Source organism: Occallatibacter sp., from assembly GCF_049582745.1.
In the GTDB taxonomy this organism is placed as follows: Bacteria; Acidobacteriota; Terriglobia; order Terriglobales; family Acidobacteriaceae; genus Telmatobacter.
In genome coordinates this window covers 18,784-43,191 of sequence record NZ_JBAUUO010000015.1, presented here as the reverse complement: position 1 = coordinate 43,191, position 24,408 = coordinate 18,784, and the positions used below count along the sequence as shown (strand labels likewise).

At 58.9% G+C, this 24,408-nt stretch carries 25 protein-coding genes; 12 read left to right on the top strand and 13 right to left on the bottom strand.

Annotation, left to right across the window (positions count from 1 at the left end; all coding sequences use genetic code 11):
* The first annotated feature begins 59 nt into the window (after positions 1-59).
* Together WCA10_RS02215 and WCA10_RS02210 are read left to right on the top strand one after the other, a co-directional pair.
* Positions 60-1,319 (top strand): Glu/Leu/Phe/Val family dehydrogenase, encoded by a 1,260-nt coding sequence (locus WCA10_RS02215; RefSeq protein WP_472820848.1) that lies wholly within the window; start codon positions 60-62, stop codon positions 1,317-1,319.
* Positions 1,320-1,795: 476 nt separating this feature from the next.
* Positions 1,796-2,326, top strand: a complete 531-nt coding sequence (locus tag WCA10_RS02210; protein ID WP_472820847.1) for a hypothetical protein — start codon at positions 1,796-1,798, stop codon at positions 2,324-2,326.
* A 117-nt stretch (positions 2,327-2,443) separates the two neighbouring features.
* Here the strand turns inward: WCA10_RS02210 and WCA10_RS02205 are convergent, their stop codons facing one another.
* Together WCA10_RS02205 and WCA10_RS02200 are read right to left on the bottom strand one after the other, a co-directional pair.
* Positions 2,444-3,841: a glycoside hydrolase family 30 protein gene (locus tag WCA10_RS02205; protein WP_472820846.1), complete on the bottom strand. Its 1,398-nt coding sequence runs from the start codon at positions 3,839-3,841 to the stop codon at positions 2,444-2,446.
* A 236-nt stretch (positions 3,842-4,077) separates the two neighbouring features.
* Positions 4,078-5,118: an LLM class flavin-dependent oxidoreductase gene (locus WCA10_RS02200; RefSeq protein WP_472820868.1), complete on the bottom strand. Its 1,041-nt coding sequence runs from the start codon at positions 5,116-5,118 to the stop codon at positions 4,078-4,080.
* A gap of 206 nt (positions 5,119-5,324) precedes the next feature.
* Between WCA10_RS02200 and WCA10_RS02195 the strand changes: the two genes are divergently transcribed.
* From WCA10_RS02195 to rpmB, 4 genes are all read left to right on the top strand, one after another.
* Positions 5,325-6,035 carry a response regulator transcription factor gene (locus WCA10_RS02195; RefSeq protein WP_472820845.1) on the top strand — a complete coding sequence of 237 codons (711 nt, stop codon included), beginning with the start codon at positions 5,325-5,327 and terminating at the stop codon, positions 6,033-6,035.
* A complete protein-coding gene (locus tag WCA10_RS02190; protein WP_472820844.1) occupies positions 6,013-7,365 on the top strand; it encodes an ATP-binding protein in 1,353 nt (450 codons plus the stop codon). Before WCA10_RS02195 ends, WCA10_RS02190 begins: the two co-directional genes overlap by 23 nt.
* 265 nt (positions 7,366-7,630) lie before the next feature.
* Positions 7,631-7,975 (top strand): hypothetical protein, encoded by a 345-nt coding sequence (locus WCA10_RS02185; protein ID WP_472820843.1) that lies wholly within the window; start codon positions 7,631-7,633, stop codon positions 7,973-7,975.
* A gap of 358 nt (positions 7,976-8,333) precedes the next feature.
* Entirely contained in the window at positions 8,334-8,522 is a 189-nt protein-coding gene (gene rpmB / locus WCA10_RS02180) for a 50S ribosomal protein L28 (protein WP_472820842.1), read from the top strand.
* Between the two features lie 108 nt (positions 8,523-8,630).
* On the opposite strand, the gene WCA10_RS02175 is transcribed toward rpmB, so the two are convergent.
* The gene (locus tag WCA10_RS02175) at positions 8,631-9,677 is read right to left on the bottom strand and encodes a serine hydrolase (protein ID WP_472820841.1); all 1,047 of its coding nucleotides are present in this window, start codon (positions 9,675-9,677) and stop codon (positions 8,631-8,633) included.
* Between the two features lie 186 nt (positions 9,678-9,863).
* On the opposite strand from WCA10_RS02175, the gene WCA10_RS02170 reads away from it, so the two are divergent.
* Together WCA10_RS02170 and WCA10_RS02165 are read left to right on the top strand one after the other, a co-directional pair.
* On the top strand, positions 9,864-10,781 hold the full coding sequence (locus WCA10_RS02170) for an ABC transporter ATP-binding protein (protein WP_472820840.1): 918 nt from the start codon (positions 9,864-9,866) through the stop codon (positions 10,779-10,781).
* 8 nt (positions 10,782-10,789) lie between these two features.
* The gene (locus WCA10_RS02165; RefSeq protein ID WP_472820839.1) at positions 10,790-11,542 is read left to right on the top strand and encodes an ABC transporter permease; all 753 of its coding nucleotides are present in this window, start codon (positions 10,790-10,792) and stop codon (positions 11,540-11,542) included.
* Between the two features lie 69 nt (positions 11,543-11,611).
* On the opposite strand, the gene msrB is transcribed toward WCA10_RS02165, so the two are convergent.
* The 9 genes from msrB to WCA10_RS02120 all read right to left on the bottom strand — a co-directional run bounded on the left by msrB (position 11,612) and on the right by WCA10_RS02120 (position 18,202).
* On the bottom strand, positions 11,612-12,046 hold the full coding sequence (msrB, locus tag WCA10_RS02160; protein WP_472820838.1) for a peptide-methionine (R)-S-oxide reductase MsrB: 435 nt from the start codon (positions 12,044-12,046) through the stop codon (positions 11,612-11,614).
* A gap of 51 nt (positions 12,047-12,097) precedes the next feature.
* Entirely contained in the window at positions 12,098-12,490 is a 393-nt protein-coding gene (locus WCA10_RS02155) for a RidA family protein (RefSeq protein ID WP_472820837.1), read from the bottom strand.
* A 79-nt stretch (positions 12,491-12,569) separates the two neighbouring features.
* The gene (locus WCA10_RS02150) at positions 12,570-13,004 is read right to left on the bottom strand and encodes a DUF1761 domain-containing protein (RefSeq protein WP_472820836.1); all 435 of its coding nucleotides are present in this window, start codon (positions 13,002-13,004) and stop codon (positions 12,570-12,572) included.
* A gap of 153 nt (positions 13,005-13,157) precedes the next feature.
* On the bottom strand, positions 13,158-13,622 hold the full coding sequence (locus WCA10_RS02145) for a YdeI/OmpD-associated family protein (protein ID WP_472820835.1): 465 nt from the start codon (positions 13,620-13,622) through the stop codon (positions 13,158-13,160).
* A gap of 162 nt (positions 13,623-13,784) precedes the next feature.
* The gene (locus WCA10_RS02140; RefSeq protein ID WP_472820834.1) at positions 13,785-14,216 is read right to left on the bottom strand and encodes an OsmC family protein; all 432 of its coding nucleotides are present in this window, start codon (positions 14,214-14,216) and stop codon (positions 13,785-13,787) included.
* A gap of 149 nt (positions 14,217-14,365) precedes the next feature.
* A complete protein-coding gene (locus WCA10_RS02135; RefSeq protein ID WP_472820833.1) occupies positions 14,366-14,554 on the bottom strand; it encodes a hypothetical protein in 189 nt (62 codons plus the stop codon).
* Between the two features lie 88 nt (positions 14,555-14,642).
* Positions 14,643-16,337: a M28 family peptidase gene (locus WCA10_RS02130; protein ID WP_472820832.1), complete on the bottom strand. Its 1,695-nt coding sequence runs from the start codon at positions 16,335-16,337 to the stop codon at positions 14,643-14,645.
* 109 nt (positions 16,338-16,446) lie between these two features.
* Positions 16,447-17,166 (bottom strand): metallophosphoesterase family protein, encoded by a 720-nt coding sequence (locus WCA10_RS02125; RefSeq protein ID WP_472820831.1) that lies wholly within the window; start codon positions 17,164-17,166, stop codon positions 16,447-16,449.
* A 10-nt stretch (positions 17,167-17,176) separates the two neighbouring features.
* Positions 17,177-18,202 carry an A/G-specific adenine glycosylase gene (locus WCA10_RS02120; protein ID WP_472820830.1) on the bottom strand — a complete coding sequence of 342 codons (1,026 nt, stop codon included), beginning with the start codon at positions 18,200-18,202 and terminating at the stop codon, positions 17,177-17,179.
* A 147-nt stretch (positions 18,203-18,349) separates the two neighbouring features.
* Between WCA10_RS02120 and WCA10_RS02115 the strand changes: the two genes are divergently transcribed.
* The 3 genes from WCA10_RS02115 (at position 18,350) to mnmA (ending at position 21,348) form a co-directional block, all read left to right on the top strand.
* A complete protein-coding gene (locus tag WCA10_RS02115) occupies positions 18,350-19,543 on the top strand; it encodes a cysteine desulfurase family protein (protein ID WP_472820829.1) in 1,194 nt (397 codons plus the stop codon).
* Between the two features lie 187 nt (positions 19,544-19,730).
* Positions 19,731-19,934, top strand: coding sequence for a hypothetical protein (locus tag WCA10_RS02110; RefSeq protein WP_472820828.1), 204 nt, complete (start codon positions 19,731-19,733; stop codon positions 19,932-19,934).
* 277 nt (positions 19,935-20,211) lie between these two features.
* Positions 20,212-21,348 (top strand): tRNA 2-thiouridine(34) synthase MnmA, encoded by a 1,137-nt coding sequence (gene mnmA / locus WCA10_RS02105; RefSeq protein WP_472820827.1) that lies wholly within the window; start codon positions 20,212-20,214, stop codon positions 21,346-21,348.
* A 35-nt stretch (positions 21,349-21,383) separates the two neighbouring features.
* Here the strand turns inward: mnmA and WCA10_RS02100 are convergent, their stop codons facing one another.
* Complete coding sequence (locus WCA10_RS02100; RefSeq protein ID WP_472820826.1) at positions 21,384-22,295, bottom strand: GNAT family N-acetyltransferase; 912 nt, start codon at positions 22,293-22,295, stop codon at positions 21,384-21,386.
* Between the two features lie 123 nt (positions 22,296-22,418).
* Between WCA10_RS02100 and WCA10_RS02095 the strand changes: the two genes are divergently transcribed.
* Complete coding sequence (locus WCA10_RS02095; RefSeq protein ID WP_472820825.1) at positions 22,419-24,329, top strand: alpha-L-arabinofuranosidase C-terminal domain-containing protein; 1,911 nt, start codon at positions 22,419-22,421, stop codon at positions 24,327-24,329.
* The last annotated feature ends 79 nt before the right edge of the window (positions 24,330-24,408 follow it).

Below are 24,408 nucleotides of genomic sequence, written 5' to 3'. Positions count from 1 at the left end.
GAGCGGGCTCTCCTGCTTGAACCGCGTGGGTAAACGGTGCGGCCAAGGGAGGAACAACGATGCTCGCAACAAAACTCGCAGATAACGCCTACGACGTGGCGCTGGAGAATTTTGACTCCGCGGCGGACGCCCTGGGCCTCGACAACGATACACGGGAGATGATCAAGTTTCCCGAGCGCGTGCTGACGGTTACGGTGCCAGTGCGCATGGACGACGGGCACATCCGGCGCTTTGAGGCCTATCGAGTACAACATAGCACTGCACGTGGCCCCGCGAAGGGCGGCATTCGCTTCCATCCGCAGGTCACATTGGATGAAGTGAAAGCGCTGGCCACCTGGATGACCTGGAAGTGCGCGGTTGTGAACATCCCGTTCGGGGGCGGCAAAGGCGGAATCACCTGCGATCCGAAACACATGTCGCAGGGCGAACTCGAACGCATGACGCGCCGCTACACCAGCGCGATCCTGCCGCTCATCGGCCCGCAGCAGGACATTCCTGCGCCCGATGTCTACACCAACTCGCAGACCATGGCCTGGATCATGGACACCTACAGCATGACCAAGGGCTATACCATTCCCGGCGTCGTCACCGGCAAGCCGATCAGCCTGGGCGGATCGCTGGGACGCAATGAAGCTACGGGCCGCGGCGTCTTCTACACCATTCAATGTGCATGTGAACATCTCGACATCCCTTTGAAGGGCGCAACCATTGCCGTGCAGGGCTTTGGCAACGCCGGATCGATTGCGGCACAACTGCTGCATGAGGCAGGCGCGCGGATCATCGCGGTCAGCGATTCCACCGGAGCCATCTACAATCGCGACGGCATCGACATCCCAGAACTCATCCACATGAAGGCGCTCACCGGCCGTGTGTATGGATTCCCGGGCACCGAGCCGATCGAGCCTGGCGCGCTTCTGGAATTGAAGTGCGACATCCTTGTTCCCGCTGCGCTGGAGAATGCCGTCACCCGCGAGAACGCAGGCAAGGTTGGCGCTCGCATCATCGCTGAAGCGGCCAACGGGCCACTCATGCCTGCCGCTGATCGCATTCTCGAAGCGAGGGGAGCGTTCATCATTCCTGACATTCTCTGCAATGCTGGGGGAGTAACTGTCTCCTACTTCGAGTGGGTGCAGGATGAGCAGCACCTCTTCTGGGAGGCGCAGGACGTCTACAACCGGCTCGAGAAGGTGATGAAGACCGCGTTCCGTGACGTGATCAAGATCCACATTGATCGCAAGGTGCCGATGCGGATCGCAGCGAACATGCTGGGCATCGGCCGCGTCGCCGAAGCAATCCACCTCCGGGGCATTTATCCGTAATTGACGGACTGGCACACTGTAGTTAATGGGCGGTACCGTTGGTGCCGCCCTCTTTCTTTGCTCGCGGCATGGGCTCCCCCCTCCCCCCTCCCCCCATCTCTGGGAGGAAGTCCGATGTTTTCAGAGGGTTACGGCCGGGGCATTGCACGAAATATTCCTTTTCAAAAGGTTTAGCCGCAAATGTTTCTCGGCATTGGACTTACAGGGCCGTAGCCAGCACATCAATTAGAGAAGCGATGGCGGAAATCCCGCATAGATACAGCCTAGGCTTATCGGCGAAATAACCTGCAAAAGCGGACAAGCTTTTTGCCGTTTGTTTTGAGCGGATTAGGGGTCGTTCGCGCGAAAAGGGGCTTGACAAGGCAGTGAGGTGAACCCTAGCGCGGAGAAGCTTGGCGCAAAGCGGTCTTTTTCGCTGAAATTCTGTCTCCCGCTGCCGATGACTCTTTCAGAAGCAATTTTGAAAGAGTCGTGCGATGCGCTGGTTTTCTGCCGTGTTCTTCTTTCTTGTGTTTGCCACGATGGCGAGGTCCGAGACACCGGATGGGTCGCCTTCAAAACTTGATGGCGGGTTTGTTCAGAGACGTCGGGTGCCGACAGAAATGGCGAGGCCGCGGATCGATGGGCTCACCTGGACGCTTCTGGCCGCGGACGGCGGGGCCCGTGCGTTGGATGCCTATTCGACGCGCCGGATGTTGAAGAACAACTGCGGTTCGGGCCACCAGATGGCGGGGACATCGACCTGCAACTATGAACAGAATCTGCCGGGATTCATTACGAATCACCCAGCCGGAATCTATGCCTTTGACGGAGCTGTTTGGCTCACTGAGTTTACGGCAACAAGACTCTTGATCCGCCGCCATCATCGCCGTGTCGCGCGTTTGATTCCATTCATCGACTTCATTTCGACGACATCGTTCGCGGTAAACAATCCGACGCTATCGATTGGGGATAGAGTGGCGATTGATCCAATCGCATCGAAAACAAAGCGCAACGGAAACCGATGAGGTCTTCGATCGCGACGCCGGGGCCTGATGCTGCGGATCGCTTCCTGAGGTGAGGCATGAAAAGGCGACACCGATGGCACAGATTTCGGTCAAAATGTTCGGTAAACCGCCTCAACATCATGCGGATTTGATTGCCAGTGTGCCGATCGAGTCCGGGGGAAGTTCTAGAGCCACGGATCGCTCTCCGGCTTGCACCTGCACCAGCTGTGAATGCGCCAGTTCGTTCCGGACCAGCAACACGATTGTTCCGTCCGGATTGTGGAATGCGAGTGCGTCATCGCAGCTTCCACTTGTCGGAATGAGCCGGGCGCCTGCATCGACGAAATGGGTGAGGTGCTTGAGGAGGTAGTAATCGTGCGTGTAGCGGAACGCTCTTGCTCCGGAATCGACGGAGACGAGCGCATTCTGCGGCCATCCCCATGTGCTCGGCTGGTCCTTCAGAAGTGAAATGTTCCAGTACATGTATCCGGTGGCTCCGCTGCGCAGGTAGTGCTTCATCAGTTGCCAGCAATACTCCGTGTAGCTCCATGCATTGTTGCCATCGCCGCATTCCTGCTCCGATTGGAAGACCGTGAGCTGCGGAAACTCAGAGTGCAGAGCCGGCAGCGCATTTTTGCCTGCCCACTGAACGCCGATTCCTTTTATATGCTGCGCGGCATCTTTGTCGGCCATCACCGTTTCGAGCAACTTCGGTTCGCCTCGTTCGAGAGTGCCGAAAAACACATTCACATTTCGCTTGTCCATTTCCGGTCCCAGGAAATGGAGGAAGCGCGCCAATCCTTCCGGCGTCCACGTACAGCTGGGAAAATTTTGCGCCGAGTTGAATTCGTTCTGAGGCATGACCATCCCCACATGAATTCCTTCAGCGCGATATGAATCGATGAACTTGCCGAAGTACCGAGCATATGCTTCGAGATAGCGAGGCTCCTGAATAAACATGTCCTCGCCCTCGTGACCAATCTGATCGCTGCGGATCCCGTTATCTTTCGTCCCGCGGGAACTCTTTGCCTCCGCGTAAAAGTGATTCCGCTTCATCCAGGCTGGCGGCGTCCAGGGTGAAGCCCACAACCGCAGATCGGGCCGAAAACGCTGCGCCGCATGGATAAATGGGATCAGGGTGTTTCGATCATGATCGATGCTGAAGTGCTGAAGGGCGAAATCTCCGTCCTGCTCGTCATAGCTGTATGCGTCGGTAGAGAAATCGTTGGCTCCAATGGGCATCCGACAGTAAGAGAACCGCGCACCCACAGCGGGATCGAATAATTCGCGGAGCACCGACTGGCGATCATCTTCGCTTAGAGCCTGAAGCGAAGTCCATCCCAGATCGTTGAAGCAAGCACCAAACCCCTGAATGGCCTGACGGCTTGAGGAGTTCGTTTCAGAGAGATCAATGTTGAGGTTGAGCATGGTCCAACGGAATGCGGGCTTGAAGACCGGCGTTGTCTGCCATGGACTCTGCTCCGTGGTCGCCACAAAGACGATGTGATCGTCAGCGAGCGGCTCCAATCGTGGCATTTGCGATCGTCTGCATGCCGTCAGTGCAGTTCCCATGGCAGCCTGCGCGCCTGCGAGAAGCACTTCCCGTCTGTTCCATCTTTTCTCTCTCATCGTCTCCCGGGCTCCAGTGTGGGATCACCTTACCACTCTGAACCGGAATCATGAGACTGATTTCTGGACGGGCGTCAACAACGACAATGCGGACTTCAAGGGTCGTTCCTGACCACGCTCGATTGAACAGAACGGCAATTCGCTCAGCCGCGGATTGGATCGGTACCGGCTAGCATCCCGGTCTCGATGCCTGCGGCGATTTTCGCCAATCGGCGGTAAGAATCCAGACGAGCCTCGTGGTCCCAGGTATCGGTTACCGCGATGACTTCGTCGGCGCCGGTTTCGGCGACGAGCTTTTCAAGGCCGGCCTTCACGGTGTTTTCCGAACCGATAATGGCGGCACTCAGCCTGCTTTCGACTGCTGCTTTCTCGAGGGCGTTCCATGGATGATCGATTACGTCCAAAGAATCCACGGGTGGCAGCAGTTCCACGGGCTGATTGCGAATGAGCCTGAGAAAGCGCCGCTGCGAGGTGGTGAAAAGCCTTCGAGCTTCGGCATCCGTGTCAGACGCGATGATTTGAACGCCGATCATTAGCCACGGCCGCTCTAGAACATCGCTGGGGTGGAAGAGGCTGCGGTAAAGGTGCGATGAGTGCAACAACATTTCCGGAGCGAAGTGCGCGGCGAAAGCGAAGGGCAGGCCGAGCGATGCGGCCAATCGCGCGCTGAAGTCGCTTGAGCCGAGAAGCGTGATTGGCACACGGCTTCCCTGACCGGGGATCGCCTTGACGGCCTGGCCGGAAATGCCGGGGCTGAGGTAGGTGCGTAGTTCTTCAAGTAACGCGGTGAAATCGTCGCCGGATTGACCGAGGTCGCGACGGAGGGCACGCATGGTGTGGAAGTCGCCACCGGGCGCGCGCCCGAGACCGAGATCGATGCGGCCCGGATAGAGGGCTTCAAGCGTACCGAACTGTTCGGCGACCACCAGGGGTGCGTGATTGGGCAGCATGATGCCGCCGCTGCCGATACGCATGGTTTTGGTTGCGGCGGCTATGTGGCCGATCAGGACGGCAGTCGCGGAGCACGCCAAGCCTTCGATGGAATGGTGCTCGGCGAGCCAAAAACGGCGGTAGCCCCACTGTTCAACGTGATGCGCGAGGTCCACGGATCGGGCGATCGCGGCGCCCGCGGGCTCTCCGGGGTGCATCGCCACCAGATCAAGTACTGAAACGGGCAAACTCATCATTCCGTTAGATGAGGGCGCGTGATCCGCGATTCACTCTCCGTTCGCGAGCCGGCGTACAAAGACTCCTCTGCTCTTTGCAAGAATTCGGACTGACGGAACGGTCTGCTCACGTTAAGAATTGTTAAGTGGGCTTCGAAGGCCTTGCGCCGATATGCGAGACTTAGGAGCCGTAGAGGTGTTTCGCGGTGTCGGTTGCGGTTGAAATGAAGCAGATGGAAAGCGCGGAGAGGCAGAGGCAGCTTTCGTTGTTGCTGGTGGACGACGACGTTGAGCTGTGCGCCATGATGCGGGAGTTCTTTACCCAGGAAGGCCATCGGCTGGACTGTGCGTATAACGGCCGCGAAGGCCTGACGGCAGCGCTGAACGGCGCTTACGATTTGGTGATTCTGGACGTAATGCTGCCGGTAGTGGACGGATTTGAGCTGTTGCAGCGGCTGCGGCGACGCAAGGATCTGCCGGTAATCATGCTGACGGCGCGGGTGCAGCAGCAGGACCGGATTCGCGGACTCGACTCCGGCGCCGACGATTATTTGCCCAAGCCCTTCGATCCGGATGAGTTGCTGGCGCGAGTGCGTGCGGTGCTGCGGCGTTCGGAGTCGTTGACGCGCAGGGAAGCTGAAGACCTGGTGATCGGCAACGTTCGCGTGAACCCGACGACGCGCGAGGCGTGGCTGGACGATTTGCTGGTGGAGCTGACCGCGACGGAGTTTGACCTGCTGGAGATGCTGATGCGCGCGGCCGGACGGGTGGTTTCGCGGGATGAGATAACGGCTGCTCTGTTCGAGCGGGAGGCGACGCCGTATGACCGCTTTCTGGATGTACATATCAGCCACCTGCGCAAGAAGCTCGAGGGCGGCCGCAGCCTGATTAGAACCGTACGTGGGGTGGGATATGTCTTCACCGGCACAGCCTAAAGTCCTGCTGAGGCAGTCGCTTTATGTCTGGGTACTGCTTGCGATGGTTGGGATCCTGTCGCTTTCGTACGTCGCGTTTCGCGCGATCTCAAACCAGATGCAGACGCAGAAGATCGACCCGGTTTACGACCGGTTCGATGAAATGCAACTGGAGAGTGCGCGCAACATTCTCGATAGCAGTGGCGAGCCGGCGCTGAAGAACTATCTCGACAGTCTGAATCGCCTCTTCGGAGGCTCACACTACCTGCTGGATGCAAACGGGAAGGATCTGGTGACCGGCGCGACCCGTGCAGCAATGCTGCCCCTGCCGCCTGCCGTGAAATCGCGCACCAGCGGCCCCCACGAGCATTGGGAAATCACCCACCGCTCGCAGGATGGCAAGTTCTGGTTTGCGGCCGAGGGCCAAAGCAGGCCGCCGCGCATCTGGTCGTTTCTTCCTTATTATTTCCTTGTGATCGGGGCGACAGGAATTCTCTGCTGGATTGCGGCGGCGGGCGTGATTTCGCCGATACGAAAGGTTGCGGCGAGTATTGCCTTGTTCGGACGGGGTCACCTGAGCGTGCGTGTGGAAACGGATCGCGACGACGAAATCGGGCAGCTGGGTCGCTCGTTTAACGAAATGGCGGAGCGGCTGGAGCGGCTGATTACGAATGAGAGACGGCTGCTGAGCGATATTTCGCATGAACTGCGATCGCCGCTGGCGCGGCTGAAGTTTGCGATGAAGCTGGCGCGGACCAGTTCGAATTCGACGGCGGCGCTGGAGCGGATCGAGCGCGATGTGGACCGGATCGCTTCGCTGGTTGCTGACATCGTCGAGATCAATGTTGTCGAGGACGATCCGGCGCTGCAGGATACGCGGGAGATTTGTGTCCGCGACATTATTGAAGAGGTGATGCACGACTCCAGCGTGGAGGCGGAGATGCGCGGCTGCCGGATTCAAGTGCGTGGGAACGTATGCGGACAGGTGCACGGCAATCCCGAACTGCTGCGGCGCGCGGTGGAGAATGTGCTGCGCAACGGGATTCGGTATTCGCCGGAGAAATCGCCGATTGAGCTTGACCTCAGCGAAACCGCGGACAATGCCATGATCTCGATTCGCGATTACGGTCCGGGGGTTCCTGAGGAAGCGCTGGCGCGGATTTTCGATCCGTTCTTTCGCGTGGAAGAAGCGCGCAACACCAATGGCGGTGGATCGGGGCTGGGACTCTCAATCGCGAAACGCGCCGTGCATCTGCATCACGGATCGATCGTGGCTGAAAATGCAACCCCTGGGTTGCGTGTCACGATCACGATTCCGCTGACGCGCGCGAAAGCCATAAAGACTGCATAAGGAAACAGCTTCGAGTGTGCTCCAGCAGCGAGAGATTTGCACATTGATTTTCCCGGCTTGGAAATCTCTATAAAAGCGGAGGCGCATCTTGTTTTCAGCGATTTGCGCCACGGATCTCATCATGATGTGACAGGATCAGCGTTCGGGCACGGGCCAGCGAAATCCTCTTAACGTTTCTTAAGCTTAAAAAGCTTGCCAATGGTGTTCACTGTCGACAGTGCCTCACTTCATCCTCAAATTCATCGAGGCATCCGAGGAGAACATCATGAAGCGTTTGTTTGGATACGCACTTATGCTGACACTCACAGCTGCCCCGGCGTTGGCTGCCAAGAATTCGCAATCGTTGAATTTTGCGTCGCCAGTGAAAGTGGGCACAACCGAGATTCCCGCAGGCGACTGCAAGGTCACCTGGAACGGCACAGGAGATAACGTTCAAGTCACACTCGCGGAAAACGGCAAGACGCTCACGATCCCTGCGAAGCTTGTTGCGGAAAAGCACACGCACAAGGGATACGTGGTGAGCCGCGAGAGCGGAGTGGACCAGTTGCAGACCATCCAGCTAAGCAATGTGAGCTTGCAGTTCGAAGGCGCGACCGCTTCCGGCCGATAAACGCTCGCACCCAAGGTCAGAACCAAGCCTGACACTTCGCACGAGTTTTGTTCATTCACTTCATGTGCAATGAACTCTCCAATCCCCTTCCGGCTTGTCCGGAAGGGGATCTCTTTTTGAATGAGCGGTTCCCTCAAGTTCAAACGCTGGCGATGGTTCGGCCAGATCGAGCGGGCCGGTTTGGCCTGAACGGCGCTTCCGGGTATACTAGAGATTCGGCAAGCTGAAGGGTGAGTGTGTCTTCATTCGCCCCTTCGCCCGTCTGAGAGCTGACGTACCAGATCAGGACGGACAAGAGCTGCTTTTGGGGCAGTTCGGGCTGGCGCGGAAACTCAAGACAAGTCTGGAGCAAATTGAGATGGCACAGGTATGTGATATTTGCGGCAAAGGGCCGCAGTTTGGCAATAACATTTCCCACGCGCACAACGTAACCAAGCGGCGCTGGAACGTAAACCTGCAGGCGGTGAAGGCGTTGGTCAACGGCAATCCGAAGCGCCTTCGTGTGTGCGCGAGCTGCATCAAAAGCGGCAAAATCGCGAAGGCGTAAAGGCCGTCCTACGACTCCGGCGATCATCGCCCGAAAAAATGCATAAGCCATAGTGGCTCAAGCACCCCGTCCTCGCAGGGCGGGGTTTTGTTGTGCCCGAAAGAGTCGCTACGGCGCTGCTGTTTTGGATGCAGGCGCAGATTTTGCCAGCGGATTGTCCCAGGGGAAAGCTGCCGCATCGAGGCCCTGTGGCGACCAGCGATCGACGATGGCCCTGGCGAGTTTGCCGAGGGTTTGCTCGGCCTCATTGTCGCCGGTCCAGCGCTGGTCGGCATTCTGCCAGGTGAAGGCCGCGATGACGACGGGGCCGGATTTTGCGGAGATGATGGCGACGTCGTTACGCACTCGGTTGAGAGCGCCGGTCTTGTTGCCGATGGCAGAGCCGGCTTCGCTCGTGTCGAGGGTCTCGAGGTAGCGCGGCAGGCTGTCGCGGTCCTGCTGATTGCGCAGCATGCCGAGAATGGCGCCGCAGATTTTTCCATCGGCCGGGAGCGGGGCGGAATCGTCGAAGGCGAGATGGCAGGTGGCAATGCGCTCCATGATGGAGGCCATCTGGCGGGCGGTGGTTTTGCCGAGACCGAATTTCGGCTGGTCGGGTGGCATGGGCTCGGTGGCGGGGACATAGACCTTTTTGTAAAGCACGGTCTGGTGAAGGCCGGCCGCGCGCAGAGTGGCGTTGATGCGGGCGAGGCCGAGTCTGTCGATGGCCACGTTGGTAGCGGTGTTGTCGCTGAGCACGACCATCAGCGTGAGGACGTCATCGAGAGTGAGTGCAATCGGCGGAGTGAGTTCGCCGAGGACGCCGGAGCCCTGCACCTGGTTGGCCTTGGTGAGAACGATGCGCTCGTTGAGAGTGGCATGGCCGGTGCGGATTTGCTCGGCTGCATCGAGAAGGATCCTCATCTTGATAACAGAGGCAGTTTGTACAGGCTCGTCCGGGAGTAGCGACGCGGTCTGACCCGTGCGGAGATTGTGCGCGTAGAGCGCGACCTGTCCGTGATGAGCCTTCGCGATGGATTTGATCTGCTGGTCCAGTTGGGCGTCTTCGCCGGATGTGGGCTCAGGGGTCTGCGGCTGGGCGCATGCTGCCGAAGAAGTGCAGGCGAGCGCAAGAATCAGAGCGACGGCGGACATACGGCGCTTCAAGAAAGTCATGCGCTCAGAGTAATGCAAGGGGCCGGTGGGGCGAAGGGAATACCTCCCGGGGAATGACGCGATCTTGTTTCTGATTGCAATGTATGGAGCGAATGAAATCGTACGCTGACCGCAATTTGGTCCAGACAAGTACACTGAACTCTCCGCAGCAGGTTCTGTGGTTTCTAGATTTGCAAAGAGAGCATTATGCCTTCAGTGATTGAAGTCTCCGGAGTTCGCAAGACCTACGGCAAAACCGTAGCCGTTGCGGAGGCGTCGTTCGAGGTTTTCGAAGGCGAGATCTTTGGACTGATCGGGCCGAACGGAGCGGGCAAGACCACCACGATGGAGTGCGTGGAGGGGATTCGCAGGCCTGACTCCGGCAGCATCGCAGTGCTCGGACTTGATCCTTATCGCCAAGAGTACCAACTGCAGGAGCGCATTGGAGTTCAGCTGCAGCAGGCGCAGCTGCAGAAGCGCATCAAGGTGTGGGAGGCGGTCGACTTGTGGGCGTCGCTCTACGGGAAGAGAGCGATCGACGGGAAGCGCCTGTTGGAGCAGCTGGGCCTCGCCGAAAAGCGCGGCGCGTGGTTTATGAATCTTTCCGGTGGCCAGAAACAGCGGCTGTTTATCGCGCTGGCGCTCATCAACGATCCTGAAGTCGTGTTTCTCGACGAGCTGACCACCGGACTCGATCCGCAGGCGCGGCATGCAATCTGGGACATGGTGCGCGATATCCGCGAGCGGGGCAAGACCGTGTTTTTGACGACCCACTTAATGGAGGAAGCCGAGCGGTTGTGCGACCGCGTGGCCATCATGGAGCACGGACGGATCATCGACATCGACACGCCGGAGAGCCTTGTGCGCCGGCACTGCCCGGAGCGTACTGTCGTTCTGGATGCGGACGACCCGAGCGCCGGTGAGCATTTTCAGGCAATTCGAGAAGTTGAGTCAGTGACCCGCGACGACAAGCGATTCACCATTTGCGGGCGGGGCGACGACCTGGTCTCGAAGGTAATTCACTGCCTGTCGGAGAGTCAGATTCGGGTAACGGATTTCCGCACCATACTTCCCAACCTTGAGGACGTCTTTCTCAAGCTGACCGGCCGCTCGATTCGCGAATAGGAACGACGATGATGCTGCGTGGACTGTGGAAACTGACGTGGATCGAGATCAAGGTGTTCATGCGCGAACCGCTGGGCGCGTTCGGGACTATCGGAATACCGGTGCTGATTTTCGTTGCCCTGGGGCGCGTGGCAAACCTCAAGTTCGGCGGGATCATGCCCGCTGCCAACGGACTTCCGCGAGGCGACCTTCCGGTTCTGGTGGCGCTCTTGATCGCAATCAGCGCGGTGCTTTCGCTGGTGACCATCATCTCCATCTACCGCGAGGGTGGCATTCTCAAGCGGCTGCGTGCGACGCCGCTGCGCCCGCAGACGATTCTGAGCGCGCACGTGATTGTGAAGCTTCTGCTGACTGCGGCAACGCTGGCACTGATGTTTCTGGCGGGGAAGCGCTACTTTCCGCCGGGCGCCGGCATTCCATGGCTTTCGTTTACGATCGCGCTGCTGATCAGCACGTGGAGCATTCTGTCGATCGGCTTTCTCATTGCCAGCATTGTTCCCACCGCTCGCTTTGCGCAGCCGATCGGCGCTGTCATTCTTTATCCGATGTTCGCTTTGTCTGGATTGTTCGTGCGCGTTGAATATCTGCCGCCGGTGTTGCGGGCGGTGGCGCACCTGCTGCCGCTCACCTATGCCGTACGCCTGCTTGAAGGAATCTGGAACGGAGACGGGTGGATGGCGCATATGGGTGATGTAGCAGCGTTGACGGCGTTGTTTCTCATCTTCACGGCGATCTCAGCAAAGGTGTTTCGCTGGGAGTGATGAGGTTGGCGACCGGCGGCTGTTCTCAGAAGAGGACTAGATGAAAGCACTGCCGCCGGCATCGATTCTTTATTTCGGGTCACCCTCGCGGGTGAAATTCAAAGACGCAGAGTTGATGCAGTAACGCAAGCCGGTGGGGCGGGGGCCGTCGGGGAAAACGTGGCCGAGGTGGCCTCCGCAGCGGGCGCAGGTAACTTCGATGCGACGCATGCCGAGCGTATTGTCCTCGTGCTCATTGACGGCCTTGGAGTCGGCCGGAATAACGAAGCTGGGCCAGCCGCAGCCAGAGTCAAATTTGGCGCCGGAGAGAAACAGCAGCGCTCCACAGCCGGCGCAGTGATAGTTGCCGGTTTCGTGGTTCTCAGCAAGAGCGCCGGTGAAGGGGCGCTCGGTGCCTTTTTCCCGCAGCACGTGATACTGCTGGGGCGTAAGCTTTTCGCGCCATTCCGCATCGGTGTGAGTGACTTTCGCGGGTGTGCCGGTGTCTTTGGGTATAGTGCTCATGTGGACCTCCAAGGGGGCTTATTGGATGCGTTCGACGCCCATTGCGATTCGTCAGCCGATTTCCGCGATCAGATCAATCTCAACGAGGGCATCCTTAGGGAGCCGCGCAGCCTCGATCGTAGTGCGAGCGGGTGCGATGACGCCTTGCGGTGCGAGGTACTCGGCGTAGACCGCGTTCATTGCGGCGAAGTCGTTCATGTCTTTGAGGTAGACGTTGGCCTTGACGACGCGGTCGAGGGTGGTGCCCGCGGCTTCGAGAACGGCTTTCAGGTTCTCCAGGGTGCGCCGGGTCTGTTCGGCGATTCCGCCGGAGATGAGTTGCTGGGTAGAAGGATCAAGAGCGGCCTGGCCGGCGGTGAAGACAAGGTTGCCGCAGCGTATTCCCTGCGAGTAAGGCCCGACCGCTTTGGGGGCCGACGAGGTGGAGACTACGGTTTTGCTCATAGAGCAATTTTAAGGGGCGGGATTGCCTGCGGTCTCGCGGAATGAACACGGCGAGACCCAGGCAGCAAATCCGCAGCAATCAGCGCCAGGCCCCGAGCAGGCCCCCAACGATGAACAGCCCGACGAGCCAGTAGCCGCCATTGATGGCAAAAAGCTTGAAGGGCCGTCTCTCGTAGATGCCCTGGGGCAGATTCGGCGCGGCGATGAACCCGATCCATCCGAGAACGCCCAGGACGCAACCGTTTGCGAAACCGAATGCGCTTGTAGCGAAACCGAATGCGTTCGCCCAGACAATGATGTGCGCGAGGATGAACGACAACACAAGGTCACCAATGAAAGAGGCGACCATCCCGAGGATCAGGCCGCTCTGCTTGCCTTCGCCTTTCTTGATGCCGAGAAGTTCCATCCATGGCTTGGCGAAAAGAGCCGGCGAATACCAGATTGCTCCCAGAACCCACAGGATAACCGCGGAAACCAGGACCGCAAGGTAGTTCAAAGTCTGAAGGTGGATCATGAGAATCCTTCCGCAGGCGCAATGCGCCTGAGTTCACAGCACAATCAGTTGAGTTTTGATTGCGAATAAGACTCTGGCCCTGAAGGAAACGGGTGTCAAGGAGAAAACCGGTGCTGGAGCGCGGATGGCTACGATGCGACAGAGGCGGCGGCGTCAGCCGGGCGTCTTGACGCCCGCTTTCAGCATAGCGACGGCTTTGGAAATGCGAGCCTGGCGCGTCTGTTCCTTCTTCGCTTCCGTGATCCAGCGGCAATACTCCTTGCGGTGGGTGAAGCTCAATTTCTCAAATGCCTCAAGCGCGCCCTCTCTCTTCATCAGCTTCGCAAACTCAGGCGGTACCTCGACGTTGCGTACGGATTCATCGCGCTTGATGACCACTTCGACAGTGTCGCCGGGCCCTTTGCCGATCTGGGCGCGGACGTCCTTGAGAATGGGCAGCATGTGCTGGGGAAAGCCGTACTTCACCAGCGACCCGGTATAGGGAACTCCGTCGAACGATGCGACCACGCGGATCTGCGCGCCCGTGCCAAATTCAGCCCTGGTGTCGTAGGGAAAGAAGACATAGGCGCCGTTACTGCCGGCGTCCTGAATCGTTGCTTTGAATTTGTATTCCTTCATGCAGCCGACCTCGCACCCTGCAAGACCGTGCAATCAATTTGGCACACGCGCAGCGAAACTCGCAATATGAATTGAAACGGAATTCGACCAAAAACACGCATCCCATCCAGCCGGTAACGACGTGGATGGGATGGAGATGGTTTCGAGAATCGTTGCGCGTCGTTAGACCAGCTTGGCGTCGAGTGTAATTTCGGTGTTGTTGGCGAAGAGCTTGGAGATGGGGCAGCCACCTTTGGCATCGGCAGCGGCCTTGTCAAAGACTTCCTTCGATGCGCCGGGAACGCTGGCGGTGGTGGTGAGAGCGATTTTGGTGACGGCGAACCCGCCTTCGACCTTGGCCAGGGTCACTGCCGCGTGGGTCTCGATCTTCGAGGGCGTCAGGCCTGCTCCGCCGAGCTGCGCACCCAGTGCCATCGAGAAGCAGCTTGCATGCGCCGCGGCGATCAGCTCTTCCGGGGTTGTGCCGCTGGTGGCGCCCTCAAAGCGTGTGGCGAACGAGTAGTTAGCGTCCTTCAGCACGCCGGTTGCCGTGGAGATGGTGCCCTTGCCTTCCTTCAGTGAACCTGTCCAAACCGCACTTGCCTTGCTAGCCATAGATATTCTCCTTTGGGGATTTCGGATCGATTGATCTCTGTTCTGGGGGTGCGCCGCCCGGGAAGTGCGAGGACGGCGTTACGGATTTGATACTTCGGGTGCCCACTGCGTTGCGACGTGAGCCGAACCCACTTCTCTATGCTAATCTCTCACCCATGCTCCCCAACAGACCACATGTTTTCGACGATGAAATTACCGGCAATTTCCCACAAAGTGGTGCGGTCTGCGCCGCTGGCGTCGAGGCTGCCGAAGATTCCCCAGTCGACCACCATTGCCAGATCTGCCCCACCTGTTCGCACCGGCTGACGGGGCACAAATGCAAGCTGGTATGCACGCATTGCGGCTACTACTTGAGCTGCGCGGACTACTACTGAGGTTCTCGCTTCCACCCGAACGCACTTCGTGCCATTCGCGACCGGAAGTCTGTCAGTTTCTCTCGCTCGCTTTCCGCGCAGCTTCAAACTCGTCGCCGGACTGCCATTCAACGGGGTGGCTTTGTTCGCTGGCCAGCCATCCGAGCACGAAGCCGAAGCTTGCCAGCTTGGCGTTGCCGCGAAAGTCCCAGTCAGCGTGGTACTCGTCGGAGGGCTGGTGATAATGGTGCTCGACGAAGTCGGCGAACTGCGCGCGGCCCCACGCTTCGTCGTGCCCCTCGAACAGGACACCCTCATCCACAGAGAAGGCGGGAATGCCGGCGCGGGCCAGCGAAAAATGGTCTGAGCGGTAGTAGTGGCCGGCTGAAGGATCGGGGTCGGGTAGCAACTTCAAGTCGAAGTCCTTCGCGACGGCCTGAATCGTGGGCCAGAAGTCGATGCGCTCAGCGCCGCCCAGATCAGCAGAAAGCGGAACGCCGATGGGCAGCAGCATGTCGTAGTTCAGGTCCAGCGAGATGTCTCGGGCGGGGACCGGGGGATGTTCGCCGAGATATTGCGATCCGAGCAGCCCCTGCTCTTCGGCCGTGACAGCAGAGAAGTACATCGCGTGCGGCGGCCGTTGCGACGACTGCGCGAATGCACGCGCCATCTCGATCAGGATGCCGCAGCCCGTGCCATTGTCCGCGGCGCCGTTATAGATACCGTCGCCTTTCGCATCGGGATCGATGCCGAGGTGATCGTAGTGAGCAGTGTAGAGGACAGCGTTTTCAGGATTGTTTGAGGCTCCGGCGACGCGGGCCACAACATTCGTGGAATCGTATTTGCGCACGCGGCTTTCAATGTGAGCCTTCAGGCGGACATTGAGTTCCTGCGCACGAAATCCGCGCTGTCCTGCGCGCTCGATTCCCTTGTCGAGATCGCCGAGGCCCGCCAGATTAAAGAGGTGCTGCGCCACGTCGTGCTGTATCCATGCGGCGGCGCGAAGCGTGTCAGTCGGTTCGCCGACGAGGTAGCTCTTTTCGACGGCCTGCGAGTTTTGCACGACCGGCCATCCGTAACTCGCCAAATCCGTTCGGTGAATGATCAGCACGCCGACGGCGCCGCGGCGCGACGCTTCTTCATACTTGTACGTCCAGCGACCGTAGTACGTCATGGTCTTGCCCTTGAAGAATTTCTCATTCTCAGAAGGCGGCTCATTGACGATCACCAGTGCGATTTTGCCTTTGACATCGACGCCGGCGTAGTCGTCCCAGTTGTATTCTGGCGCGTGGATGCCGTAACCGACGAACACGATGGGCGCATCGATATCCGCGCTGGCCTGTCCCGTTTCGTCCTTCGACACAATCTGGCTTCCGTAGGTAAGGTCGACCGGATTTCCGCTCGCAGGCACGAAGGCGAATTTGGTTTTGTCTTCGACGGTGTGCACAGCGATGAGCGGGACTTTCTGGAAGTAGCTGCCATTGTCCCCTGCGGGTTCGAGACCGCTGAGCGCGAATTGAGTAGCGATGAATTCCGCAGCGAGTTCAGCACCGCGCGTGCCAGGGCCTCGACCCTCCAACAGATCAAGAGAAAGGAAGCGCACGTGGGCGCGAATCTTTTCGGGATCGATGGAGGCAGCAGCGGCACTCGCCGCCGCCGGCAATCCCGAGATTTCCGGGACGGCGCGATCCTTCGACGTTTGAGCAAGAAGCGGGCAAAAACACAGAACCAGAACAGACACTGTCGCGCAAGAGTTCTTGAAATGCATCAGGTCTCCGTAAAGGGTCATCACATGGCCGCTTTAATTCGCAGGAACTCCACAATTCTATCCCCCGGGAATCCCGGACCTCGCAGCACGCCACGATCAGACAGCATCACTACGGCATCTGGAACGAACCGCTCTCGATTGTCCTCGCAATCCAGTCGGAGTGCGGCAATCCGCACGGGCGCAGCAGCATTATCTCGCGTTCAATGTCATACTCCAAGCGCCGGATGCCGATGTTGGATCCGTCAATCACCATGTATGCAGCCCGCCGGTCGCCGTCGTAAGAAAGGCTGACGCTGCCCGTGTTCGCTACGGTCATGCGCGCGGTGTGACGGATAAATGAGCGATGGATGTGCGCGTAGACGGCAATCGGTTGGCCCAGGCTCTCAAACGCAGAGACCAGTTCTTCATCGCCGACTTCCGGCAATGGTGCGCGCCATGGGTCACCAGGTGTTGCGTGCACAAGAGCCGCATCGTCCAGCATCTGAACAGGCGCCAATGCCCGCAGCCATGCGATTCTTTCTTCTCCGAGCAATGCTCTCGTCGCCGCGGCCATCTCCTCGACGATTGGATAGAACGGCCGGAACCCTGCCGATTGCTCCGCAAACTGCTTCAGCTTCCCGGGATCGAACAGCATTTCGTCCGCATTCCCCACCACCCCAGGCCAACCGAGTTCGCGAACGCGGTCGATGATCTCACAAGGACTCGATCCGCTGGCTGCCAGGTCTCCTCCGTGGAAGATCACATCGGGCGATGTCTGCCGCAAGTCCGCCACGACGGCTTCGAACGCGGTCAAATTGCCATGAATGTCCGATACGATCGCAATCCGCATTAGAACCTCGTCACGACGACCGCTGCTGAATCGAAATGGTGGAGCGCGGCCGTAGTTTGCCGAGCACTTTCCTGGCAAGACCGGTGAGCGCCATCTCTGCAGCCTTACCAAGCGAAACCCAACGACGTTCGCTCCCGTTCGATTTCAGCAAAGCCAGGTCCTCTTCGCGAAATTCGCAAACACGTACAACATAATTCACCTGCATGATCGCGTGACGCACCGTGAATCTCACGTCGCTTTCAGCCAGAGCGCCATCGGGAAGCAACAGCAGTTCCCACATGCCCGGCATCACAGTGTTGGTCGCAGCACGCTGTTCGAGCAGAACCTCAGTGCCTGCATCGCCCTTGCGGACAATCAGGGCGCACGCGATTTCTCTGCTGGTCATGGGAGCGCGTTTGGGAGTCTTGTGTTCGCCAAGGGTGCGGCACTCCTTTGCCCACGGGCATACGAGGCATTGCGGATTGCGCGGGGTGCAGACGGTGGCGCCTAGTTCCATGATGGCCTGGTTGAAGTCGCCGGGGCGGTGCGGATCGACGAGTCCTGCTGAGAATTCTTCCACTTTGCGGAGAACCGCCGCTTCACCGACCGAATCGTACGATTCCCATCCGCGGATTCGGCTCAGCACGCGCTCCACGTTGCCATCGACAACAGCAGCATGCTCGCCATGCGCGATGCTGGCGATGGCGGCGGCGGTGTATGGACCGATGCCGGGGAGTTTGCGCAATTCAGCGGCGGCAGTTGGCATTTTTGCGGCGTACTCAGCAACGATGGTTTTCGCTGCCTTGTGGAGCATGCGCGCGCGGCGATAGTAGCCCAAGCCGCTCCACAGCGCCAGGACTTCCTGCTCGTCAGCCGCCGCCAGCGCTTCCGCCGTCGGAAATCGTTCCAGGAACACCTTGAACCGCTCGATCACCACCGCTACGCGGGTCTGCTGCAGCATTATTTCCGAAACCCAGATCGCATAGGGATCGTCTGTCCTCCGCCAGGGCAGGTCACGCTTGCTGCGGTCGTACCAATCCAGAAGTTCGTGTCGCATGCGGGCAACGATTTCCGGGCTGGGGAGACGCGGCATGGGGCAAGCTTACGGCATTCGAGATGGTTTGCACCCGGCCCCCGTTCGCTTTTTGCCAACCCGCAATGTGATGAATTCCTGTGATAACCTCGCAAGGGGAGGCTTCTGCTCATGACGACCAACAACGCACCGGGCACCCGTATCTATATGGATGCCAACGCCACCACTCCCCTGCTGCCGGAGGTGGTGGACGCGATGCGTCCATATTGGGTTGAGCAGTTTGGCAATGCCTCGTCGATTCATCTCGATGGACAGCAGGCACGTACGGCGATTGACCGGGCGCGCGAGACGTTGGCGGAGTTTTTCAACTGCCACGACGCCGAAGTGGTTTTCAACTCGGGCGGAACGGAGGGCGACAACACGGCCCTCTTCGGCCTGCTCCACCCGGGCGACCACCTCATCACGACCTCGATCGAACACTCTGCCGTCATTCAGGCCGCCAACAAGTTAGCCAACTTCGGCGTGCAGACGACCTTTGTCGCTCCGCAGCCAAGCGGATTGATCGATCCGCATGATATTTTGCGCGCGATCCGGCCGGAAACGCGGCTGATCAGCGTGATGCTGGCCAACAACGAGACCGGCGTGCTTCAGCCAGTAGCAGAAATCGGCAAGATAGCCGCCGATACTGGCGTTTTCTTCCACATCGATGCGGTGCAGGGAGCCGGCAAGATCAAGTTTGATGTGCGCCAGTTCGGCTGCCACCTGCTCTCGATCAGCGGACATAAAGTTCATGCACCCAAGGGTGTTGGCGCGATGTTTGTGCGCCGCGGTACGCCGGTAGAGTCGCTGATTGTAGGCGGAAGCCACGAGCGCCGCCGCCGCGCAGGAACTGAAAACGTACCTGGCATCGTGGGGCTGGCCAAGGCCATTGAACTGGCGATGCACAGCCTCGAAGACGGTACCATGACCAGGCTCGCAAGTCTGCGCGACAAACTCGAGGCGGGTGTTCTTGCGCTGCCGGGGACGGGCCTGAATGGAGCTCTGCCCGACGGAAAGCCGGCGCCACGCGCGGCCAACACGACCAATATCTGGTTCGACAACGTTGAGGGCGAGGCGCTGGTGATCGCGCTCGATCTGAAGGGGATCGCGGTCTCAGGCGGGTCGGCGTGCCATTCCGGCGCGACGGAACCAAGCCATGTGCTGATGGCGATGGGCCTCGATAAAGCCCGCGCGCGCGCCAGCCTCCGCTTCAGCCTGCTCAAGACAATCACCGAGGTGCAGATCGATCGTGTGCTCCAGATTGTTCCGGAAGCCGTGCAGCAACTGCGGGCACTTTCCCCGGTTGCCGCTGGGACGCTGGGCTAGCACGCAGTTTCGGTTTTGCTAGCGAATCTGCAGACAATCTTGATAAGTGCTCAAAGCAATCGATGCTCACGTGTCGGCCAAACCTTTCTTGCGCCTGAAGTGAATAGGTCCACAAATTGCTAGTACCTATGTATAGAAGACTTGGCGTTGCGCTTGGTTAGGTTCGAGATAAAAAGGAGCGAAATCCATGGCTCACACCTATACATTACAGTTCACACATCGACTAAATGATGACGGCACAATCGATTCCATCTGCCGCGAATGCTTCACCACCGTTGCAACTTCAAGATCAGGATCTGCTCTGGAGCGCGAGGAGCAACGGCATCATTGCGATGCTTCGCTGCTCGAACGGTATAAAAAGGTTCAGAACATTGAAAATTTTCCCAGTTGACGGATGGGGCATGGCAAGAACGAACCTTCTCGGCTCTCTCGGCCGACAATAAGTCCTTTCCTCACATCGCTCTGCGGCTAACTTCAATGCCCAGAATACTTACCAAGACGGCCGCCGTAACTCATTGACCCACAGGAGCCTAGCTGGAGATCAGGTAGAGTGCAACCGATCGGTTGCACATTCTTCAAGGCCTTCAATTCAGGCAGGATGCCTCCCTCCAGGCAGATTCAACATCAAGAATGCAATTGATGCGAAAATAGAGTCGTACGCGATCCCCATGCCCCAGCAGAACACCATTGCCGTTGCCATGTCCGGAGGAGTCGACTCTTCGACGGTGGCGGCGATCCTTGCTCACCTCGATCAAGGCACCAAAGAGGAACGCACGCAGGTTGTCGGCCTCACGCTGCAGCTTTGGGATCAGACCCGTCTCGCCGGCAAGCATGGCATCCCGGATGCGCCGAAGGCAGGCCGCTGCTGCAGTCTTGACGATGTGTATGACGCACGCCGCGTTGCCGAGCATCTCGGCATTCCGTATTACGTGGTGAACCACGAAGAGCGGTTTGAGCAGGATGTGGTGCGGCCCTTTGTGTCGGAGTATCTCGCCGGTCGCACGCCGATTCCTTGCTCTCTCTGCAACAACCATCTGAAGTTCGACCAGCTCTTGAAGACTGCGCGATCCATCGGCGCAGACTCCATCGCCACCGGTCACTACGCAGTGAACGAGTACGATGCGTACCGCAAGCGCTGGATCCTCAAGCGCCCGGCCGATCTCGCCAAGGACCAGACGTATTTCCTCTTTGGTCTGACCCAGGCGCAACTCGCGCACACGCTGTTTCCGCTGGGGCGCATGACCAAGCCGGAGGTGCGAGAAGTAGCGCGCCAGAAGGGGCTGGCGCTGGCCGAGAAGCCTGACTCGCAGGAGATCTGCTTCATTCCCGGCGGCTCGTATCAGAATTTTCTCGCGGCCTATCTCGAGGAGCAGGGTGAGGCTATGCCGGACACGGCAGGCGAACTCGTGGCTTCAACGGGAGAAGTGATCGGCCATCACGAAGGGATCTCCAACTTTACCGTCGGGCAGCGCAAGGGATTGAAGGTCGCTTCGCCCTCGCCGCTGTACGTTCTGAATATCGATGCGGCAAGTCACCGCGTGACGGTTGGCGCAGACGAGGAGTTGGCAACACATACGCTGCGCGCGAACCGCCTGAACTGGATCAGCATTCCGGAACTTACCTCGCCAATGCGCGTCAAGGCGAAGATCCGCCATCGCCATGAGCCGGCCTGGGCCACTCTTGAGCCAGCAGGCGCGGACGAGGTTGTCGCGACGTTTGATGAACCGCAGCGCGCCGTCACCCCTGGCCAGTCCGCAGTCTTCTATGACAGCGATGAGGTTGTTGGCGGCGGGTGGATCTTCTAGAACAGTAATCGGAAACTGCCTGCCAGCGTGGACGTTTATCCCAGATGCTTTCGCATAAACAGCGTAGCTTGCGGATTGTCGTTGTAGCGCTCGCATCGCATGTAGCCGCGCCGTTCATAGAGAGCGATGGCCGTCTTGAGATCGTCGTAGGTGTCGAGATAAATCCACTGGATATGCCGGCTGCGCGCGAATGCTTCCATCGCGTCCAGCAGCTTGTCTGCAATGCGATTTCCGCGTGCGGTGGGACGAACGTAGAGACGCTTGCACTCGGCAGCGTGCGGGATTGAATCAAGTTTGCGCAGCACTACGCACCCAACCACTTCGTCGGCCAAAAATGCAAGCCACATCCCAGAGTCCAGCGCCTTGAGCATCTTTCGAATGCCCGCCGGTGTATCGCGCTGCACCACGTGCACGGCTTCGTAATACTCGTGCAGGAGGTCGAGGGCCTGGCTGCTCGAAGAGCTGAGCCGCTCGATTCTTACCGGCGGCTTCGAGCTCTCAGCGAGGATGAAGCGCACACGTGCAAGCGCCGTGACCATGGCTTCGCGGTCGGCAACGGTCAGGCGCGCAAGCATCGTTTCAATGTGCTTAGCCGACTGCCGGTTGATGCGCGCCACAGCCTCTGTGCCTGTCGCCGTGAGCGTGAGATGTTTTTCGCGCGCGTCTGATTCGGAGGCTGCCTGGCGCACCAGCTTTCTCCGGGTAAGCGCGGACAGGAGACGACTGATGTACCCCGCGTCGAGTTCGAGAATCTGGCGCAGGGCGGACGCGGTCGTACTGGGGCTGGCTCCGACCTCGTAGAGAATGCGCGCTTCAGTCAGTGCAAAATCGCCGTCAAGGTGACGCCGCCGCAGCAATCCCAGTCGCGCCGTGTAGAAGCGATTGAACTGACGAATAGCAGATACCTGCTCAGATAAGTGAGGCTCGTGTTGAGCGCCAATCGGCATGAAAGCAGGCTATCCTGATTTAGTTGTTTTTGGCAACTATTAGCATTAAAACCGAGCGCCGAAATGAACGGGTGGTCTTGCGCGATATACTGGCCCGGCGTTCTATTTGGAGAAACAACTCGCATGCTAAAGAAAACGTTTGCCTGCTTCTCTGCCACCCTCGCGCTCGCCGCCTCCGCCCTCATTGCTTCCGGACAAAACGCACCGGCCACGCTGACGCTGCATCCTGACCAGCCCATCTCCACCGTCAGCCCGACGCTCTACGGCCTGATGACCGAGGAGATCAACTACGCCTATGACGGAGGCCTATACGCGGAGATGGTGCGCAACCGCACATTTCGCGGTGAATGGAGCGGCATTCCCTACTGGTATCTCGTCGAGGGTGGAAATGCGCGGGCGAAGATGAGTCACGACGCAACGACCGGCCCCAGCGCCGCGCTGCCAACCAGCCTGAAGCTGGAGATCGAACAGGCTGATGTGCATAGCCAGGCCGGCGTCCTGAACGTGGGCTGGTGGGGCATGGCGCTGCACCACAACACGGAATACAAGGGCTCGTTCTACGCAAAGGCTGATACCGCGGGCATCGGGCCCATCACTGTGAGCCTGGTGAATGACGACACCGGCAAAGCGGTTGCCTCTGCGACGGTGAACGGAGTCGGCACGGACTGGAAGCAGTTCACCTTTGCGCTGAAAACCGGCGCAATGGAGGCCTCGTCAACCAATCATCTTGTGATCACCGCGGGCCATGCGGGTACGATGTGGTTGCAACTCGTGTCGCTATTTCCGCCGACGTATCACAATCGCGCGAACGGCAATCGCATCGACCTGATGGACAAGCTGGCGGCGATGCATCCGGCATTCTTGCGGCTGCCGGGCGGAAACTATCTTGAGGGCGACCACATCGAGGACCGCTTCGAGTGGAAGAAGACGATTGGTCCGCTTGTCGACAGGCCCACGCATCGCAGTCCCTGGAATTATCAATCAAGCGACGGCATGGGGTTGCTGGAGTTCCTGGAGTGGTGTGAGGACCTGCACATGCAACCGGTACTTGCGGTGTATGCAGGCTACTCACTGGCCCAGGAGCATGTGAATCCTGGCTCCGATCTCGAGCCGTACGTGCAGGACGCACTCGATGAACTCGAATACGTCACCGGCGGACCGGACACGAAGTGGGGCTCTGAGCGCGTGAAGGACGGGCATCCGGCTCCCTTCAAATTGACGTACGTGGAGATCGGCAACGAAGACAATTTCGACAAATCGGGCAGCTACGAAGGCCGCTATGCACAGTTCTACAAGGCGATCAAAGCAAAGTATCCTGACCTGCAACTGATCGCCACAATGCCGCTCAAAGACATGAAGCCCGATGTGCAGGACGATCACTATTACGTGCGCGCGACCCAGAACTTTGCCGATGCGACCCACTACGACAAAGCCGACCGCAACGGCCCGAAGATTTTCGTTGGCGAGTGGGCCACGCGTGAAGGCGCCCCCACACCGAACATGGGCGCGGCGCTGGGCGATGCTGCTTGGATGACCGGCCTCGAACGCAACAGCGACCTCATCGTGATGTCCTCGTATGCGCCGCTCTTGGTGAATGTGGATCCGGGCGGCATGCAGTGGGAGACGGACCTGATCGGCTACAACGCGATCAAGAGTTATGGCTCGCCGGCTTACTACGCTCAAGTGATGTTCGCGTCTTACCTCGGCGATCACACCGTTGCCTCGAAGCTTGAGAACGGTGGTGCGAAGCTTTTCTACTCATCCACCGTCAACACGGCGAAGAAGCAGCTTTATCTGAAGCTGGTCAACGCATCGTCAGATCCGCAGCCGTTGCAGATCGCGCTGCCGGGCGCGCAACCGAAGGCCATGGCGAAGCTGGTGCGGCTGAGCGCGCCCGATACACAGACGACCAACAGCATCGACGATCCCAACCGGCTGGTGCCTGTGGAGTCGCCTGTGCATGACGTGAGCAGCAAATTCTCCATTACGCTGCCAGCGTATTCGATCGAGGTATTGCTGATCGATCTGCAATAGAGCAAGAGCCTGATCGCGCCGTGCCGCTGGAGAATGAGGAATCCCAGGTTCGCTTCAGAACCTGGGACCATGTCGACCT